General features: G+C 37.1%; 19 protein-coding genes and 2 riboswitches. Of the genes, 15 read left to right on the plus strand and 4 right to left on the minus strand.

The window, feature by feature from the left end; genetic code table 11:
• The first annotated feature begins 16 nt into the window (after window positions 1-16).
• Together BAZO_RS07850 and gcvH are read left to right on the plus strand one after the other, a co-directional pair.
• Window positions 17-373, plus strand: coding sequence for an arsenate reductase family protein (locus tag BAZO_RS07850; protein WP_003330857.1), 357 nt, complete (start codon window positions 17-19; stop codon window positions 371-373).
• Window positions 374-464: 91 nt separating this feature from the next.
• Window positions 465-848 carry a glycine cleavage system protein GcvH gene (gcvH, locus tag BAZO_RS07855; protein ID WP_003330858.1) on the plus strand — a complete coding sequence of 128 codons (384 nt, stop codon included), beginning with the start codon at window positions 465-467 and terminating at the stop codon, window positions 846-848.
• Window positions 849-912: 64 nt separating this feature from the next.
• Here the strand turns inward: gcvH and BAZO_RS07860 are convergent, their stop codons facing one another.
• From BAZO_RS07860 to BAZO_RS07875, 4 genes are all read right to left on the minus strand, one after another.
• Window positions 913-2,187, minus strand: a complete 1,275-nt coding sequence (locus BAZO_RS07860; RefSeq protein WP_003330859.1) for a TRAP transporter large permease — start codon at window positions 2,185-2,187, stop codon at window positions 913-915.
• 1 nt (window position 2,188) lies between these two features.
• Window positions 2,189-2,680, minus strand: a complete 492-nt coding sequence (locus BAZO_RS07865; RefSeq protein ID WP_003330860.1) for a TRAP transporter small permease — start codon at window positions 2,678-2,680, stop codon at window positions 2,189-2,191.
• Window positions 2,681-2,696: 16 nt separating this feature from the next.
• Window positions 2,697-3,731 (minus strand): TRAP transporter substrate-binding protein, encoded by a 1,035-nt coding sequence (locus BAZO_RS07870; protein ID WP_003330861.1) that lies wholly within the window; start codon window positions 3,729-3,731, stop codon window positions 2,697-2,699.
• 329 nt (window positions 3,732-4,060) lie between these two features.
• Window positions 4,061-4,843, minus strand: coding sequence for an IclR family transcriptional regulator (locus tag BAZO_RS07875; RefSeq protein ID WP_003330862.1), 783 nt, complete (start codon window positions 4,841-4,843; stop codon window positions 4,061-4,063).
• Window positions 4,844-5,080: 237 nt separating this feature from the next.
• Here BAZO_RS07875 and BAZO_RS07880 point away from each other — a divergent pair, with 237 nt between their 5' ends.
• The 13 genes from BAZO_RS07880 (at window position 5,081) to sufC (ending at window position 17,478) form a co-directional block, all read left to right on the plus strand.
• Window positions 5,081-6,025, plus strand: coding sequence for a fumarylacetoacetate hydrolase family protein (locus tag BAZO_RS07880; RefSeq protein WP_003330863.1), 945 nt, complete (start codon window positions 5,081-5,083; stop codon window positions 6,023-6,025).
• 29 nt (window positions 6,026-6,054) lie between these two features.
• Window positions 6,055-7,167, plus strand: a complete 1,113-nt coding sequence (locus BAZO_RS07885; protein WP_003330865.1) for a cupin domain-containing protein — start codon at window positions 6,055-6,057, stop codon at window positions 7,165-7,167.
• 51 nt (window positions 7,168-7,218) lie between these two features.
• Window positions 7,219-8,400, plus strand: a complete 1,182-nt coding sequence (locus BAZO_RS07890) for an FAD-dependent monooxygenase (protein ID WP_003330866.1) — start codon at window positions 7,219-7,221, stop codon at window positions 8,398-8,400.
• Between the two features lie 141 nt (window positions 8,401-8,541).
• Window positions 8,542-8,892, plus strand: a complete 351-nt coding sequence (locus BAZO_RS07895) for a toprim domain-containing protein (RefSeq protein ID WP_035193130.1) — start codon at window positions 8,542-8,544, stop codon at window positions 8,890-8,892.
• A 12-nt stretch (window positions 8,893-8,904) separates the two neighbouring features.
• Window positions 8,905-9,213, plus strand: coding sequence for a thioredoxin family protein (locus BAZO_RS07900; RefSeq protein ID WP_003330868.1), 309 nt, complete (start codon window positions 8,905-8,907; stop codon window positions 9,211-9,213).
• A 167-nt stretch (window positions 9,214-9,380) separates the two neighbouring features.
• Window positions 9,381-10,133 carry an RNA polymerase sigma-I factor gene (gene sigI, locus BAZO_RS07905; protein ID WP_003330869.1) on the plus strand — a complete coding sequence of 251 codons (753 nt, stop codon included), beginning with the start codon at window positions 9,381-9,383 and terminating at the stop codon, window positions 10,131-10,133.
• 17 nt (window positions 10,134-10,150) lie between these two features.
• Window positions 10,151-11,404, plus strand: coding sequence for an anti-sigma-I factor RsgI family protein (locus tag BAZO_RS07910; RefSeq protein WP_003330870.1), 1,254 nt, complete (start codon window positions 10,151-10,153; stop codon window positions 11,402-11,404).
• Between the two features lie 165 nt (window positions 11,405-11,569).
• Window positions 11,570-11,926 (plus strand): hypothetical protein, encoded by a 357-nt coding sequence (locus BAZO_RS07915; RefSeq protein ID WP_003330871.1) that lies wholly within the window; start codon window positions 11,570-11,572, stop codon window positions 11,924-11,926.
• 79 nt (window positions 11,927-12,005) lie between these two features.
• Window positions 12,006-12,112, plus strand: a riboswitch (SAM riboswitch).
• 96 nt (window positions 12,113-12,208) lie between these two features.
• A complete protein-coding gene (locus BAZO_RS07920) occupies window positions 12,209-13,528 on the plus strand; it encodes an O-acetylhomoserine aminocarboxypropyltransferase/cysteine synthase family protein (RefSeq protein WP_003330872.1) in 1,320 nt (439 codons plus the stop codon).
• Window positions 13,529-13,631: 103 nt separating this feature from the next.
• Window positions 13,632-13,715: riboswitch (SAM riboswitch) on the plus strand.
• 131 nt (window positions 13,716-13,846) lie between these two features.
• A complete protein-coding gene (locus tag BAZO_RS07925; RefSeq protein WP_003330873.1) occupies window positions 13,847-14,872 on the plus strand; it encodes a methionine ABC transporter ATP-binding protein in 1,026 nt (341 codons plus the stop codon).
• The gene (locus BAZO_RS07930) at window positions 14,865-15,533 is read left to right on the plus strand and encodes a methionine ABC transporter permease (RefSeq protein WP_003330874.1); all 669 of its coding nucleotides are present in this window, start codon (window positions 14,865-14,867) and stop codon (window positions 15,531-15,533) included. The genes BAZO_RS07925 and BAZO_RS07930 overlap by 8 nt, the downstream gene beginning before the upstream one ends.
• A gap of 20 nt (window positions 15,534-15,553) precedes the next feature.
• On the plus strand, window positions 15,554-16,426 hold the full coding sequence (locus BAZO_RS07935) for a MetQ/NlpA family ABC transporter substrate-binding protein (protein WP_003330875.1): 873 nt from the start codon (window positions 15,554-15,556) through the stop codon (window positions 16,424-16,426).
• Window positions 16,427-16,695: 269 nt separating this feature from the next.
• Window positions 16,696-17,478: a Fe-S cluster assembly ATPase SufC gene (sufC, locus tag BAZO_RS07940; protein ID WP_003330876.1), complete on the plus strand. Its 783-nt coding sequence runs from the start codon at window positions 16,696-16,698 to the stop codon at window positions 17,476-17,478.
• The last annotated feature ends 2 nt before the right edge of the window (window positions 17,479-17,480 follow it).

Raw genomic sequence — 17,480 nt, forward strand, 5'->3', positions numbered from 1 at the left:
GAAAAGGAGGGAACAAATGGGAATTTCTTTTTATTGGTATCCCAAATGTGGGACATGCCGAAAAGCAAAGCAATGGTTAGAAAGTCATAAAATTGATTTTAATGAAATACATATCGTTGAAAATCCACCTTCAAGAGAACAACTAGAGGATTTTTATAAAAAAAGCGGGCTGGAACTTAAAAAGTTTTTTAATACAAGCGGTCAAAAATATCGGGAGCTAGGCCTAAAGGATAAAGTAAAGACGGCAAGCGAAGATGAATTACTGGATCTTTTAGCATCAGATGGCATGCTGATTAAACGCCCGATCGTAACGGACGGTGAAAAGGTTACAGTTGGTTTTAACGAAGAACAATTTAATGAAACATGGCAATAACATTTTTGTACGATATTTAAATAGTTATTATAATCTACCTTTAAATGGGTAGCTTTAATAAGTATACAATATGGACCATGGAGGGATTATCTTGAGTATTCCAAAGGATTTACGCTATTCAAAAGAGCATGAATGGGCAAAGGTAGAAGGAGATAAAGTCCGAGTAGGCATTACGGATTTTGCGCAATCAGAATTGGGAGATATCGTGTTTGTTGAGCTTCCTGAGGTTGGTTCAGAGGTAAACACTGGTGAACCATTTGGAAGTGTTGAATCAGTAAAAACAGTTTCTGAACTTTATGCGCCAATCAGCGGTAAAGTTGTGGAAATCAATAGTGATCTTGAAGATAGTCCTGAATTAGTAAATGAATCATCATATGAAAAAGCATGGATGATTTTGATTGAGCCATCTAACACTTCAGAATTGGATCAATTAATGACTGCAGAGCAATACGAAGAAATGATTAAAGAAGACTAGTAAAAAAGAACATGACTTTTGGCTACTTTGCAAAAGGTCATGTTCTTTTTTAAAAAATAGGTTATCATTGTAAAACGGTAGGAATCCACATTACCATCGATGGCCAATACGTAATGATAAGTAATGCTGCAAAGGATGCAACTAGGAATGGCCAGATTGCTCTCGTAAGTGTTTCAAGTTTCACATCCGCCAATGAGGATGCAATGTATAACCCGGCTCCAACAGGTGGTGTTAACAATCCGATTGTGAGGTTAATACATATGATAACCCCGAAGTGAATTGGGTCTATTCCATAGTTGATAAGCAATGGGGCGAAGATCGGTACCAAAATAATTAAAGCCGCAATTCCATCCATAAACATTCCTACAAGTAACAAGAACAAATTAACAATTAATAAAAATACTAATGGATTTTCTGATAACGATACCATCCAATTGGCAATGGCCTGTGGAATCTTTTCAAATGACAGCATCCAACCAAAAAGGTTTGCCATAGCAATTAATAACGTTATCGTGGCCGTCGTCATAGCGGTATTAATCATGATCGTAGGCAAGTCTTTGATTTTTAGTTCACGGTAAAAGAAAAATCCAACAATCAATGCAATGATACAAGCGATCGCAGCCGATTCAGTTGGAGTAAAAACACCGCTCAATATTCCGATAATAATGACTCCGGGAACAAGAAGTGCGGGGATTACTTTTACAAATGAATTGAAAATTTCTAAAAAGGAGGCACGCTCATGTGTCGCCCATTTTTGTTTCATTCCTGTTAACGCAATTAATACGATAAAGGATAATCCTAGGATTATTCCAGGCATTATTCCGGCTAGAAACATCGTGCCGATTGACGCACCGGAGGAAACCCCATAAATAATGAACAACATACTTGGTGGGATAATCGGTCCAAGCAGCCCTGCAGCCGCAGTTGTTGATGCACTGAATTCACGTGAATAGCCTTCCTTTTCCATCGATGGAACCATGATTCTGCTCATCATCGCAATTTGCGCCGTAGCCGAACCGATGATCGACGCCAACAGCATATTGGAAATGACGTTTACATAGGCTAAACCACCGCGGAAATGACCGACAAGTGTTTTGGAAAAACTAATAAGCCTGCTTGTAATTCCACCTGAATTCATCAATTCCCCAGCAAGCATGAATAATGGAATGGCAAGTAAACCGTAATTTTCTAAACTCGAGTAAAGCCTTTGTGGAGCAGTAGCTAATAACCCCATATTATCTGAAACGATAATGTACAGAATTGTTGTTATTCCAAGCACGAAGGAAATAGGTACTTGCAATAGCAAGAGAATGATAAAAATGATTAAAGCGACTGTCATATTACACTACTTCCTCCTTCTTCTTGAAGTTTTTAACTATTAAATCTAAAGAATGTACGATTAAAAAGAAAAAACTAACAGGTACGCTCAAGTAGGCAAAAATCATTGGCATTCTCATTGAGTTTGAAGACTGCATCATAATCGTAGGCCCAGATAACCAGATGACCGATTGATAGAAAATATAGCCGACAAACAGTAATACTACAAGAAAACTAATCCCTAAAAGAATCATTCTTGCTTTACCGCTGAAACGGTCCATAAAAATAGTAACAGCAGCAGAATTTTGTTGTTTGATACTCATGCTTCCTCCAATAAAGGTAAGCCAGACGAGCGAAAAAATTGCCGTCTCGTCTGACCAAGTTAGAGGAGCACTTAATACATAGCGATAGAAAACACCAGCTGATAAGGAAATGAGCATTACTGTACAAAGAATAATGGCCAGTAATTTCTCTACTTTATGCAGCCAATCGCTTAACAAATGTATAAAGTTCATGGTGATCCTCCGTTATTTATTTTTTTGTTTCCTCCAAGAAAGCTTTAATGATTGGTGATTTTTGTGAATAGGTTTCTTCTACTTGTTTAATCATGCTTTCGAACGAAGTTGCATCTGTTAATTCTTCTACCTTTACACCAGCTTGTTTTAATGTTTCAAGGTTTGCGCTTTCACGATTGATTGCCTCTTGAACGCCCCAATCGACTGCATTTTTAATAGCCGTTTTGACGATTTCTTGATCTTCAGCAGAAAGCTTGTTGTATGAAGCTTGGCTCATGACAATAACCGTTGGGAATGTAAAGTGATTCGTTAATGTTAGATTTTCAGCATTCTCATAATATTTTTCTGTTACTAGAGCATCTAAGTCAATATCGATACCATCGATAACACCTGTTTGCAGTGATGTATAAACTTCAGGAAGCGGCATTGCAGTTGGACCAGCCCCAATGGCAGTCCAGAAATCTTGAATAGCCGGGCTTCCAATAATACGGACTTTTTTGCCTTTTAAATCTGCTGGTGAAGCGATATGACCATCTTTCATTAAAATGTGGCGGTTTCCTGCAAATCCAAAATCGAGCCCTACTAATCCTTGAGCCTCGAGCTCCTTTAACATGTCCTTGGCAGGTGCAGATTCTCTTACAGCCACTGCATCTTTTAAACTCTTAAATGCAAATGGCATGAACCATGCATTAAGTGACTCTTGTCTAGTACTCATATAAGCATTAGTTAAAAAGCCAAAGTCAATGGCGCCTGTTTCTAGCTGTGAAACCATATCTTTTTCAGGGCCCAGCTGGGATGCCGGATAAACATCCAGTTTCATTTTACCGTTTGATAGCTTGTCTAATTCTTCTCCGAATTTCAGTGCTGTTTGATGCCATACATGGGTTTCTTGAGTTACATGTGTGGCCTTGAAAGTATACGTTTGCTCTTTTCCGCTTGCTTCATTTCCACCGCTAGCTTGTTGACTTCCTCCTCCGCAGCCTGCTAGTAACAATGTCAGGACTGACAAAATTGCTAAAATTGATAATTTCAAGCTGTTTTTTTGTTTCATTGAAATTTCCTCCTTTTAATTATGTGAATTTTAAATTAAACGCTTTCAATAAAACTTATAAAATAGATACTTTAGATACTTAATAGACTATCTATATTAAAGATTATCGAAATAGTGAATTAAATTCTTTTTTTATAATAAAAGGCAAGGTAATAAAAGTCAATTAATATTTTGAATATTCATCATATTTAGTTAAGATAATTATTAAATGAATTTATATAAAAATAAAAAAAGCGAGCGTTGTCTATAAAAATGTAATGTCCAATTATGAACATAAGACATTCTTTATGCAATCGTTCGCTTTTATTTAGGTTAATTTTTTATCGATATTATTCAGCATAAGAGGCTTTATTTGGATCAAAACCAAATGACTCTGAGATTTCTTTTGCACATTTTAAAACAAATTGGCTGACTTCATCATCATGCATTTGGGGAACGAGTGGTGAAAAGCCGACAATTGTTAATGCACCCAACAACTCTTTTTTATAATCAAAAATAGGTACACTGAAGGACGAAACATGTTCTACTAATGGTTCATTTGAATAAGAAAAATATGTATTGGAAATACTTTTTTGTTCCTCTTCAAATTCTTTTCGCTTATTTTCCGGAACTTTACTTAATTCTTTTAGTCTCCATTCCTTGATATAGACTAATTCTTTAAATGTTGCAAATACTTTTCCAGAGGATGACATCAATGGAAGATGCGTGCCGATTTGTGCACCGATATTTAATCCGTAATTAGCGCTCCAAATATTGGCGATCACAGGACCATCGTGTGTCCAAACTGCTAACAGGGCAGTTAACGAGGTCTGCCGGCTGATTTCTTGTAAATAAGGTGCAACTTTTCCGATAAGATCTTTACTTCCAGTTGCCGCTATACCATATTCAATTAATTTGCTGCCAAGGGTGAAAGTACCTTGTTTTTTATCACGATACAATAAGCCCAGTTGTGTCAAAGTATTTAAGTACTTGTAGAGATTACTCTTGGTAATGCCTGATAATTCCTGAATTTCATTAAATTTCAATGATTGTCCATGTTCGGCTATAAGATCTAATAGCTGAATTCCTGTTTGCAGGGACTGGATAACAGGCGCGTTTTTTTGACTTTCCATAAATTTCTCCTTTTTAATCATCCTTTAGTTTCATGTCATTATAACAAAAGAAAAAGTAATTAAAAATAAATTATTCAACCCTGTATTTTATGGATTTCAATAAATTCGATATATTTTATAAATTTTAAATATTTATGTTGACAAATATACGAGAAATATCTTACTATTTTCTCAAATAGAGAACTTTGTTAACTATAAAGATAAAAAAGTTAATGGTAAGGGAGAGATGGATTTACAATGAAACTTATTACTTTCACACAAAACGGCGTACAAAGAATTGGTGCGCTGGAAGGTACAAAGGTTATTGATTTACATACAGCTTTTGTAGCAAAACTCCGTTCAGAAGGAAAGCTTCGTGCTAGCCAGATTGCAGACGCCTATATTCCGGCCACAGATATGAATGGCTTCCTGCAAGGTGGAGAGGAGAGCATGGAGTTTGCAAAACAAGCTATTGAGTTTGCTTTAAATAATGAAAGCGCTATTTCGCTTGTTTTTGAAAAAAATGAAGTAAAATTGGAAGCTCCGGTACCGGCACCAGGCAAGATGATCTGCGTCGGCCATAATTATCGTGAACATATTTTAGAAATGAAGCGTGAAATCCCTGAATACCCGGTAGTATTCGCAAAATTTGCGAATACCGTTATTGGACCGGAGGACGATATCCCATTCTACCCAATCTCTAAAGATTTGGATTATGAAGCAGAATTTGCTTTCGTTATTGGGAAGCGGGCAAGAAATGTTTCACAAGCTGATGCCCTTGATTATGTAGCGGGCTATACGATTGTAAACGACGTAACTTATAGGGATATTCAACGGAGGACAATCCAATGGATGCAGGGGAAATCAGTGGATGGAACAGCACCAATGGGACCTTGCTTAATTACATCTGACGAGTTAACGAATCCATCTGGATTGGAAATTGTTCTCACCGTAAACGGAGAGGAACGACAACGTTCTAATACTCGTAATCTAGTATTCTCTGTTCAATATTTAGTAGAGTTTTTATCTAACTTAATGACGCTTGAACCGGGTGATGTGATCTTAACAGGAACTCCTGGTGGTGTAGGGGTGGCTATGAACCCGCCCGTATTCCTAAAAGATGGTGATACCGTTCGCATTGAAGTAGATGGAGTTGGTGCTTTAGAAAACAAAGTAAAGGAAGTAAGCCAGGTTTTAGTATAAAAACAATAAACAAATGAGGTGGAAACGAAATGGCTGAGAAAAATGATTTCTTTAATAGTATAGAAGTCCGTGATTTTACCCGTGATATTGCACAGTATAATTTAGGGCCGTTATGGGATGCGATTCCGGACTTAATGAAAAAGGAACCAACGCCACAGGCTGAGGCTTATCTTTGGAAATATGATCTGCTTAAGAAAAAATTAGTAGAGGCAACTAAAATTTTCACGCCTGAACGCGGCGGTGAACGCCGGGCGATTTATTTTCAAAATCCAGGGCTTACATACAGACAGCCTTGGGGTTGGGCATCGGCAACACAAACACTTTATGCAGCGATTCAGTTAATTTTACCTGGTGAAACAGCTCCGTCGCATCGACATGTTCAAAATGCGCTTCGATATATTATCGAAGGCGAGGGCGCCTATACAATCGTTCAAGGACAACGAGTCTTCATGGAACGTGGTGATTATTTAATCACACCAGGCGGGCTGTGGCATGGACATGGTCATCCAGGTGATGAGCCAATGATTTGGATGGACTGCCTTGATATCCCGACGGTCTTCCATCTTGGTGGAACGTTTTTTGAGAACCATCCAGACCATCTAGAAAAGCCGAGTGTGCCTGATAACTATACAGCACAGCGCTATGAAGGTGGAATGGTACGTCCAATTTCCGATCGCTATCCACAAATTGCTCCCGTTGGTGCCTATAAGTGGAATGCAACAGAAGCAGCTCTTGCTGGACTTAGCCGTTTTGAGCCAGACCCATGTGATGGATATGCGGTTGAATATATTAATCCGTCAAACGGAGCAACGGCTAACCCAACAATTGGCGCATGGATGCAAAAGCTTCCAGCGAATTTCCATGGTAAGGCACATCGTCATACACATTCTTCGATTTACCATGTTCATGAAGGATCAGGCTATACGATTATTAATGGCGTTCGTTTTGACTGGGAGAAAGGGGACTTCTTCGTTGTACCGAATTATGCATGGCATGAACATGTGGCATCAGAGGACAGCTACCTATTCTCTTGCAATGATCTGCCAATCATTGAGAAATTTAATTTGGAACGCAAGGAAGAGTACGAGAAGAATAATGGTTTCCAAACCGTTACAGGTGAATTTAAAGCATTACTGAGTTAACAGTACATTCGTGTGATTGAAAATTTTAATAATATAAAAAAGGGGTGTACCATGGAAAAAAATAATTTATTGATCGTTGGTGGTGGTATTGGAGGCCTTGCTGCAGCTCTTGCAGCATCTGAAGCAGGAATTCCTTCAACGGTGTTTGAACAAGCACCTGAATTTGGTGAAGTTGGAGCAGGACTCCAATTAGGTCCCAATGCCTTAGCAGTACTTGACCGGTTTGGTGTTTTAGATGAAATTAAAAAAGTGGCTGTTTTTCCAAAACGTCTCGTATTAAGAGACATCCATACCGGTGCTGAAGCGGCTACCCTTGATTTGGGAGAAAAGTTCCAAGAGCGTTATCAATATCCATATATCGTTATGCACCGATCAGATTTACACAGAATTTTATTAGAAGGTTGTAAGAAAGATGGCAATATCCAGTTTAAAACAAACCAACAAATTCAAACAGCTGAGCAAACAGAAATGGGAGTCGTCATAACAAATCAAGATGGTGATAAGTTTTTAGGAGACGCAGTCATCGGAGCGGATGGAATTAAATCCAATATTCGAAAACTGATGAGTGTTGATGATACTGTACCTTCAGAATATGTGGCCTACCGCGGTACAGTTCCTGCCGAAGAAGTAAGAGGTGAAGCCAACTTCGACGATGTAATCATGTGGATTGGACCTAACTTGCACTTGGTACAGTACCCAGTTCGCGGCGGTAAATTATACAATATCGTAGTTGTATTTAAGACTTACGATTACCAAGAAGGTAAAGATTGGGGAACACCTGAGGAAATGGAAAAACGCTTTCTTGGTGCGCATGAAGATGCTCAAACGATGCTTCGATTTATTGAGCGTCAATTTAAGTGGCCAATGTATGACAGAAATCCAATCCAAAATTGGACAAAAGGAAAGATTACATTATTAGGTGATGCAGCCCATCCAATGCTTCAATACTTAGCCCAAGGAGGAGTGCAAGCGCTTGAAGATGCTTCCTACCTTGCAGATATGTTAATCAAGTATCCGAATGAGTATGAAAAAGCATTCCTAGAATACCAAGCGGAACGTCAACCAAGATCTGCCAGAGTACAAACAAGCGCACGTTCATGGGGTGGAATCATCCATGCCGAAGACCCAACTGCCATTCTTTTAAGAAAAACAATCTTTGAAGCTAGAACTCCATTTGATTATGAAGTATGTGACTGGATTTACGGTGGACATAAAGTTCCGTTAAAAAAATAAAGTATTTTAAAGTAATAGGCTGACCCCTAGTTTCGGAGTCAGCTTATTTTTCATTTTTAAATAATAAACTTATAATAAAAATAGAATATAATATGGAGAAATATTTACCGACAAACTAAGGTGGAGAGCGCATTGGAACAAATGGATTCAGAGAAAGTAATCATAGTTGAAGGAAAATCAGATAAGAAAAAAATCGAGCCATTGATCCGTGATTCAGTTGAAATTATTTGTACAAATGGAACGGTAAGCGCCCAGAAAATTGAAGAGCTCGTTGACGAATTTGACCTCGATAATAAAGATGTCTATATATTAGCCGATGCTGATTATGCCGGGGAAAAACTAAGAAAACAACTAAAAAGAGAGCTTCCAAATGCAAATCATATCTATATTGATAAAGTATATCGTGAGGTAGCGACCACCCCTGAATACCAGCTGGCAACAGCTTTGCTTAGCAAAAACATAAATGTAGATCCAAAATTTCTAATTAAATGAGGCTTAGTAAAAATGAATGAGGTTAAACCTGAACAATGGCAACAATTTTTGACAATGGATGGAGTGCAATTCATTTATTTTTATACACCGATGTGCGGCACGTGCCAATTAGCAAGTAAAATGCTTGAAGTCGTGAACGAAACCATCTCATCTTTACAAATTAATAAATGCAACCTGAACTATTTTCCAGCTATTGCCGCCGAGTACGAAATCGAAAGTGTCCCTTGTTTAACAATATGGGAGGATAGTCAGATTGTCGAAAAAATATATGCGTTTAAGTCCGTAACGTACGTCTATGATATTGTGAATAGCTACTTATAATTTTGTGTCCTTCATACGAGTGGTGAAGGGCTTTTTCGTGTTTGTGGAAAAAAGTTTTGGTCCCAGGGCACCTTAATTTATGTTATAAAGAGTGAAGCGGGAAAAATTCGAGTATACCCAAAAAATAAAAAGAGCATTCGAATGTATATAGGGATCGAGGTGGAAACATGAGGCCTTTACGTATAAAATCATGGTTCAAAAATAAGCTTTCAAAATCAGATGGGGAAATTGAAAATCTGGTTTTAAAAGCACAAAGCGGAGATGAGCGGATACGTCACAATCTTCTTGAGCAATACAAGCCATTTGTGAAAAAAGTCGTATCTAAAGCGTGCAAACGATATATTTCCGAATCCATGGACGAATATAGTATCGGTTTACTTGCTCTGAATGAGGCCATTGACCAGTTTAATCAAGAGCAAGGCGGTAAATTTCTATCCTTTGCAAGTATCGTCATTAATAGAAGGATAATCGATCATATTCGTAAAGAAAGCAGACATAATCATATCCTTTTTTCAGATGAAGAGGACGAGGAAGGTAATATTCAGGAAAATTATATAGAACGAAAAACCTCTTTAGAAAAATACGTCATGGAAGAAGAACGTAAAAAGAGGGTAGAGGAAATAAAAGATTATCAACAGCTGCTGTTTAGTTATGGAATCACCTTTGAGGTGCTAAGCAGCGAATGCCCGAAACATATTGATGCAAGGGAAAACGCCAAAATTGTTGCTAAAACGATTGCCGATGATGTCGGACTACGGGGTGCATTAGTAGAAAAAAAGCGGTTGCCGATTAAGGAGCTCGAAGAACGGGTCTCGTGCAGCCGAAAAACGATTGAACGGAATCGAAAGTATATTATTGCTATCGCTTTAATCTATATTGGAGAGTTTAATGCACTAAAATCATATATCGCACCTGAGTAGGGGGGGGACTCACACTAATGAATCAAGGAATTGTTATGGAGATAAAAAATAAAAAAGCGATTGTTTTAACAAAAGAAGGTGCTTTCGAAACAGTCTCTCTAAAGAAAGGGCAACATGTTGAAATTGGCTCGGAAATTGATATCCCAGTATCTAAAATATATTTCAACTCCAATACAAAACGGATTTCAACGATCGTAGCAGTAGCAGCCGTTCTTGTTTTATTCTTCACTCAATATCCGTTTTTACAGAATAGTAATTTAGCAGTAGCAGCCTATGTAGGATTAGACATTAACCCAAGCATCGAAGTTGGAGTTAATGAAAAGTTGAATGTTGTTGAGGTCATTCCAATTAATAATGATGGAAAAATAATCGTCGATCAAATCGCTGACGACTACCGCAATAGACCTCTATCCAAATTCATTGACGACACGCTTGAACTAGCAAAAGCGGATGGATATTTAACGGAAAATAAAGATGTTCTACTAACAACAACAACAATAAATAAGGACGCCCAAGTAGAAATCGAAGAGAAAGTGAATGTAATAAAAAAGGAAATTGAACAAAGAGGAGTAGTCGTCACTACATTAAAAGGTGACGAAAATACACGAAAAGAAGCGAAAGACTTAGGGGTTTCGACAGGCAAGTATGTGATTTACAAGGAATCTAAAGAGACCTTAACAATTGAGGAAACGAAAGAGTTATCAGTCACACAAATCTATGAAAAACTAGACAAGGGTAAAAAGCAAAAAGATATAGAAAAGAAGAACAGTAAAATAGAGAAAAATAATAAAGAAGAGAAAAATAATAAACAAGAAAAAATGAATAAAGAAACTAAAAATGAACAAAAAGCTGGCAATAAACAGTGGAAATTTGAGGATAAAAAGAACAATAGAAACATAGACAATGTCCCTGTCAAAGCTGATAAAAACACTGATCATAACAAGGAAAGTGATCTCAATAATGAGCCCCCCGGCAAAAGCAAGGTAAAGGAAAAGGAAAATAATAGAGGCTACGAGAAAGCGAATAAAAATAGAGCTGAAGATGAAGACAAAGACAGTCCTCCTAGAAATGAAAAATATTATAATAAAATAATAGAATCCCGCGATGACCATTCATCAAAAAACAAAAAGGAGTACTCTGGAAAACACGAAGATTACCAAAGGTCCATCAAAGATAAAAAAGAAGATAAACAAGACGACAAAAAATCAACAGATAATGATAATAGAGATAAGCAAAAAGATAAATATAATGGCGACAAAAAGGAAAATTAGACAATATTTCCCGGTAAATAAAGACAAACATTACTATCGACAGTAAAGTTTGTCTTTTTTTGATGTTAAAAACTTTGTGATTGTCGAACTAATATTCAAGGGAAATTCCTGTCCATAGAGAATACGTAAAAGGAGGGGAAAATGCGTTGAATAGGGTGTGAAGAAATGGGAGATAAGGAATTTAATAAAGCGTTGTTTGATTTTATTAGTTGCCTAAAGTATGCTTCTCATGTTGTGCCTTTACTGGAAAATGAAAGTTTATCAGTAAAGTTTTGTTCACCTGACTACAATGGGATTACGATGTTCATTAATAAACAGGATGTCTGGCTTGATTATAAAAATTCCGAGAGGCCGTCGTTAATCATTAGCGGTGATGTCTCGAGCCTATTAGAACTTGTAGAAGGCAGAACAAGGCTACAGGTTCTAAAAAAAAGAGGGGAAATAAATGTTAAAGGAAAGTTCCGCAACATTTTAAAATTGGAGTCGCTAATCTATTGTTGTTCATTTGCAAAAACTTCCTAAAAAGATTAAAAAAGTATTTGACACAGCCTAAAAACGGTGATAGGATTACGTTAATCAAATATTACAAATTTTATAAGTTTTCTTATCCAGAGAGGTGGAGGGACTGGCCCTATGAAGCCCGGCAACCGATTTTTTATAAAACACGGTGCCAATTCCAACAGAGTATATTGCTCTGAAAGATAAGTAGAGAGTTTGACTATAGACCCCTCTTCTTATCCGAAGAGGGGTTTTCTGATTTACCTAAACAAGACATTATTAAAAATAAAAAAGGGGTTGTTTGTAATGAGTGGACAAAAAAAATATCGTATTGAAACATTAGGAATTCATGGTGGATTACAATTAGATGAAGGGACTCGTGCACAAGGAACAGCTATCTACCCTTCTAATGCATATTTATTTAAAGATGCAGATCATGCTGCTAATTTATTTAATTTATCTGAGCCTGGCTACATATATACAAGAATTCATAACCCTACTTGCACTGTTTTTGAGGAAAGAATTGCTCTATTAGAAGGCGGAGTTGGAGCACTTTCTGTAGCAAGTGGTTCTTCAGCTATTACATTAGCAATTCTAAATATTGCTGGTGCTGGCGATGAGATTGTTGCAGCATCCAATCTTTATGGTGGAACTTACAATCTGTTTGCTCAAACATTACCGAAATACGGAATTACTGTGAAACTAGTTGACCCAACTGATCCAGAAAACTTCAAAGCAGCGATTACAGATAAAACAAAAGCCATTTTCGCTGAAACAATTGGAAACCCTAGCTTATATGTATTAGACATCGAAGCAGTGGCAAATGTTGCCCACGCGGCAGGTATTCCTTTAATCGTTGATAATACTTTTGCAACACCATACCTTTTAAGACCAATCGAATTTGGAGCTGACATCGTTGTTCATTCAGCAACAAAATGGATCGGTGGAAATGGTACGACACTCGGCGGAGTCATTATTGATGGAGGAAAATTTAATTGGAATTCACCGAAGTTCCCAGGCTTTACCGAGCCGGACCCAAGCTATCATGGTCTAGTTTACGCTGAAGCTATTGGTGCAGCTGCTTATATTATTAAAGCTAGGGTTCAATTATTGCGTGACATTGGTCCGGCATTAAGTCCATTCAATGCATTCCAACTAAGCTTAGGTTTAGAGACATTACATGTCCGTATGAAAGAACATATCGCAAACACTAGAAAAGTAGTGGGATACTTACAAAACCATCCTGCTGTTGAGTGGGTATTATATCCGGAACTGGAAAATCACCCTTCACATGCTTATGTTTCAAAATACTTACCAAAGGGTGCTGGTTCAGTAGTTGTATTTGGAATTAAAGGTGGACGCGAGGCAGGAAGAACCCTAATTAATAACGTAGAGCTTTGGTCGCACGTAGCAAATGTCGGCGATGCTAAGAGCTTAATTATTCATCCTGCAAGCACTACCCATTCACAATTAAATGAAGAAGACTTGAAAAAATCAGGTGTTTCTGAAGACTTAATCCGTCTATCAATTGGTATTGAAAATATTGACGATATTTTAGAAGATTTAGAGCAAGCAATTGAAAAAGCAACAGGAGTTACTTCAAGCCTAACTAACGCTGCAAAATAGTAAAATATGATTAATAGATGGAAACAGTTAACATTGACATAAAGTGGTTATCCATGCTAAACTTTCAAACATGCTAATATTTTAATATAATAAATCTTTAAAACTCTTATCAAGAGAGGTGGAGGGATGTGCCCGATGAAACCCGGCAACCGTCAAGTGACATGGTGCCAATTCACACAGATGAGAGAAAGGAATCTACCAAGCCTTTCTGCCCGTCTGCAGAAAGGCTCTTTTATTATAGCTCTCTTTAAGTTATATTTTAGTACTATGAGTGTTGAAAGGTGTATAATAGCATTTGGAAGAAGGTGAACGTTTAGCATGATAACTCTTAAAAATGTCGAAAAGATTTTTAAAACAAAAAATGGTGAAGTAAGAGCTGTTGATCATGTTGATTTACAAATCAACCAAGGTGAAATCTATGGAATTATCGGATATAGCGGTGCCGGAAAAAGTACGTTAATTCGGTTATTAAATAGACTAGAACAAGCAACAGCCGGTTCAGTCGAAGTGGCTGGGCAGGATTTGACAAAAATAAGAGGGGCTAATTTACGAAAAGCTCGTCAGGAAATTGGAATGATTTTTCAGCATTTCAATTTATTATGGTCAAGAACTGTAAGAGAAAATATTGCATTTCCTCTTGAAATAGCAGGTGTAGATAAAGCTGAACGAATGAAGAGAGTAGATGAACTGATTAAGTTGGTTGGTTTAGAAGGCAGGGAAGATGCCTATCCATCGCAGCTAAGTGGAGGTCAAAAACAAAGAGTCGGGATCGCAAGAGCTTTAGCCAATCGCCCAAAGGTTTTACTTTGTGATGAAGCAACTTCTGCGTTAGACCCACAAACAACAGATCAAATCTTAGACTTACTTGTGGATATTAATAAAAAACTAGGGCTAACCATTGTTCTAATTACTCATGAAATGCATGTGATTCGCAAAATTTGTCACAATGTGTCAGTCATGGAAAACGGTAAAATTGTTGAGCAAGGGTCTGTCTTGGAAGTATTCCGTAAGCCGCAACAGCCGATTACAAAACGTTTTGTTAATCAAGTGACAGAGCCTGAGGAAACAAAAGAAACAATTGAACATGTATTAAAGAAATATCCAGATGGTCAAGTTATCCAGTTAACATTTGTTGGGGATGATGCTGAGCAGCCGCTGATCAATCAATTAATCCGTAAATTTACAATTAATATAAATATTCTTCAAGGGAAAATTTCGCAAACGCAGAGTGGTGCATATGGGACATTATTTATCCATCTTGATGGAAGTCCGGATGAAATCAAGGAAGCGATCACCTTTATAAGAAGTCATAAAGTTGATGTGGAGGTGATTGACCATGCTTGAGACATTACTTCCGAATGTAAAATGGCCTAAAATGTGGGAAGCGACTGTCGAAACATTATATATGACAGGTATTTCAGTATTTGCTACATTTATTATTGGAATAGTCCTCGGTTTGCTGTTATTTTTAACTGCGAAGGGTAATATTTGGGAGAATAAAACGATTAACTCGATCGTAGCTGCATTAGTCAATATATTTAGATCGATACCGTTTATTATCCTTATTATATTACTGATTCCTTTTACAAAGTTTTTAATTGGCACAATGCTTGGTGCGAACGCTGCCTTGCCAGCCCTTATCATTGGTGCAGCCCCATTCTATGCAAGGATGGTGGAAATCGCCTTACGTGAAATAGATAAAGGGGTCTTAGAAGCAGCGCGGGCAATGGGAGCAAAAACAAGCACGATCATTTTTAAAGTATTATTACCGGAGTCCATGCCGGCTCTTATATCAGGGATTACAGTAACTGCCATTGCCCTTGTCGGATATACAGCGATGGCTGGTGTTGTAGGTGCAGGCGGACTTGGAAACCTAGCCTATTTGGAAGGATTCCAACGCAATCATAATGATGTAACTATTTTTTCAACGATATTAATTTTAGTAATTGTATTTATCATTCAGTTTATTGGTGACGTAGTCACTTCTAAAATAGATAAAAGATAAAATAATAGGAGGCAAATTAGATGAAGAAACTATTACTTTTAGTTACAACACTTTTTGTAGTTTTTGCTCTTGCAGCTTGTGGTGGAGGCAATGCTAAAAAGGAAGAAGCAACTGGGGGAAACCAAGAAGGAACTGCTGAACAAACAGAAAAAACTGAATTAACTAAATTAGTTGTGGGTGCATCAAACGTTCCACATGCTGAAATTTTAGAAGAGGCAGAGTCTATTTTAGCTGAAAAAGGAATCGAATTAAAAATCGTTCCTTTCCAAGACTATATCTTACCTAATAAAGCGTTAAATGATAAAGAAATTGATGCAAACTATTTTCAACATATTCCATACTTAGAAGCGCAAAAGAAAGAATTTGGTTATGACTTCGTCAATGCTGGTGGTATTCATATCGAACCAATCGGTATTTATTCTAAAAATTATAAGTCACTTGAAGAGCTTCCAGAAGGCGCAAAAATTATTATGAGTAACTCGATCCCTGACCATGGCCGTATTTTATCGATGCTTGAAGAAAAAGGCTTAATTAAGTTAAAAGAAGGTATTGAAAAAACAACAGCAACTTTAGATGATATTATTGAAAATCCAAAAAAATTAAAGTTTGTTGCTGATGTAGAACCTGGTTTATTGCCACAAGTGTATAACAATGGTGAAGGGGATGCAGCGTTAATCAATGCTAACTATGCATTAGATGCTGGCTTAGACCCTGCTAAAGACCCAATCGCTGTTGAATCACCAGAAAATAACCCATACGTTAACGTGATTGCTGTTCGTAGCGGTGATGAAAGTCGTGAAGAAATCAAAACTTTAGTAGAAGTTTTACAATCACAAGAAATTGCTGATTTTATTAATGAAAAATACCAAGGTGCAGTTATTCCTGCAAAATAAAAAGTAAAAATAGACATGAGGATGTTGAAACTATCCTCATGTCTATTTGTGCTGGATGCATGTTTTATCGAATATTACAAAAACTAGAAGAAATAGTGGGAATATACTTTTTAAACATTTTAGTATAAAAAGTATCATTAACAAAATAACTCATGGTTGATAAGTATTATCTTTTGGTATAGAATTAGAATGAGAATAGATTGAGAATGAAAGCTCCTTTTATAAAAACGTTGTAAATAAAGGGACTAGTATAATATGGAGGTATTAAAATGTCATCTACTTTATCAATTAAAGATCTACATGTTGAGATTGAGGGAAAAGAAATTTTAAAAGGTGTGAACCTTGAAGTGAAGGGTGGAGAGATTCATGCGATCATGGGTCCAAACGGAACGGGTAAATCAACCCTTGCCTCGGCAATCATGGGACATCCTAAATATACGGTAACTAAAGGTAGTATAACATTAGATGGACAGAATGTGCTAGAGATGGCAGTAGATGAGCGTGCTCGTGCGGGCTTGTTTTTGGGTATGCAATATCCAAGTGAAATCACGGGTGTTACAAATTCCGACTTTTTAAGATCTGCAATAAATGCTCGTCGTGGTGAAGGAAATGAAATTTCATTAATGAAATTTATTAAGTCTATGGACAAAACAATGCAGTTTTTAGATATGGATATTAATATGGCTCAACGCTACTTAAATGAAGGTTTCTCTGGTGGAGAGAAAAAGCGAAATGAAATTTTACAATTAATGATGTTAGAGCCAAAAATTGCTATTTTAGACGAAATTGACTCTGGTCTAGATATTGATGCGTTAAAGGTTGTTTCAAAAGGAATTAACGAAATGCGCGGAGAAAACTTTGGCTGTCTAATGATCACTCACTATCAACGCTTATTAAACTATATTACACCTGATGTTGTTCATGTTATGATGCAAGGCCGTGTTGTTAAAACTGGCGGTGCTGAACTGGCTGAGCGTTTGGAAGCAGAAGGATACGATTGGATCAAAAAGGAACTAGGAATCGAAGACGAAACAGTGGAGACAGAAGCGTAATA

This window comes from Schinkia azotoformans LMG 9581 (assembly GCF_000307855.1).
GTDB classification, from domain to species: domain Bacteria; phylum Bacillota; class Bacilli; order Bacillales; family Bacillaceae_J; genus Schinkia; species Schinkia azotoformans.

Coding starts and splice junctions, on each gene's coding strand:
- BAZO_RS07915 (WP_003330871.1), top strand. CDS start 11,570: ATGGGAGATAAGGAATTTAATAAAGCGTTGTTTGATTTTATTAGTTGC.
- BAZO_RS07895 (WP_035193130.1), top strand. CDS start 8,542: ATGGATTCAGAGAAAGTAATCATAGTTGAAGGAAAATCAGATAAGAAA.
- BAZO_RS07875 (WP_003330862.1), bottom strand. CDS start 4,843: ATGGAAAGTCAAAAAAACGCGCCTGTTATCCAGTCCCTGCAAACAGGA.
- BAZO_RS07860 (WP_003330859.1), bottom strand. CDS start 2,187: ATGACAGTCGCTTTAATCATTTTTATCATTCTCTTGCTATTGCAAGTA.
- BAZO_RS07870 (WP_003330861.1), bottom strand. CDS start 3,731: ATGAAACAAAAAAACAGCTTGAAATTATCAATTTTAGCAATTTTGTCA.
- BAZO_RS07880 (WP_003330863.1), top strand. CDS start 5,081: ATGAAACTTATTACTTTCACACAAAACGGCGTACAAAGAATTGGTGCG.
- BAZO_RS07865 (WP_003330860.1), bottom strand. CDS start 2,680: ATGAACTTTATACATTTGTTAAGCGATTGGCTGCATAAAGTAGAGAAA.
- BAZO_RS07935 (WP_003330875.1), top strand. CDS start 15,554: ATGAAGAAACTATTACTTTTAGTTACAACACTTTTTGTAGTTTTTGCT.
- BAZO_RS07885 (WP_003330865.1), top strand. CDS start 6,055: ATGGCTGAGAAAAATGATTTCTTTAATAGTATAGAAGTCCGTGATTTT.
- BAZO_RS07890 (WP_003330866.1), top strand. CDS start 7,219: ATGGAAAAAAATAATTTATTGATCGTTGGTGGTGGTATTGGAGGCCTT.
- BAZO_RS07850 (WP_003330857.1), top strand. CDS start 17: ATGGGAATTTCTTTTTATTGGTATCCCAAATGTGGGACATGCCGAAAA.
- BAZO_RS07900 (WP_003330868.1), top strand. CDS start 8,905: ATGAATGAGGTTAAACCTGAACAATGGCAACAATTTTTGACAATGGAT.
- BAZO_RS07920 (WP_003330872.1), top strand. CDS start 12,209: ATGAGTGGACAAAAAAAATATCGTATTGAAACATTAGGAATTCATGGT.
- BAZO_RS07910 (WP_003330870.1), top strand. CDS start 10,151: ATGAATCAAGGAATTGTTATGGAGATAAAAAATAAAAAAGCGATTGTT.
- sigI (WP_003330869.1), top strand. CDS start 9,381: ATGAGGCCTTTACGTATAAAATCATGGTTCAAAAATAAGCTTTCAAAA.
- BAZO_RS07930 (WP_003330874.1), top strand. CDS start 14,865: ATGCTTGAGACATTACTTCCGAATGTAAAATGGCCTAAAATGTGGGAA.
- sufC (WP_003330876.1), top strand. CDS start 16,696: ATGTCATCTACTTTATCAATTAAAGATCTACATGTTGAGATTGAGGGA.
- BAZO_RS07925 (WP_003330873.1), top strand. CDS start 13,847: ATGATAACTCTTAAAAATGTCGAAAAGATTTTTAAAACAAAAAATGGT.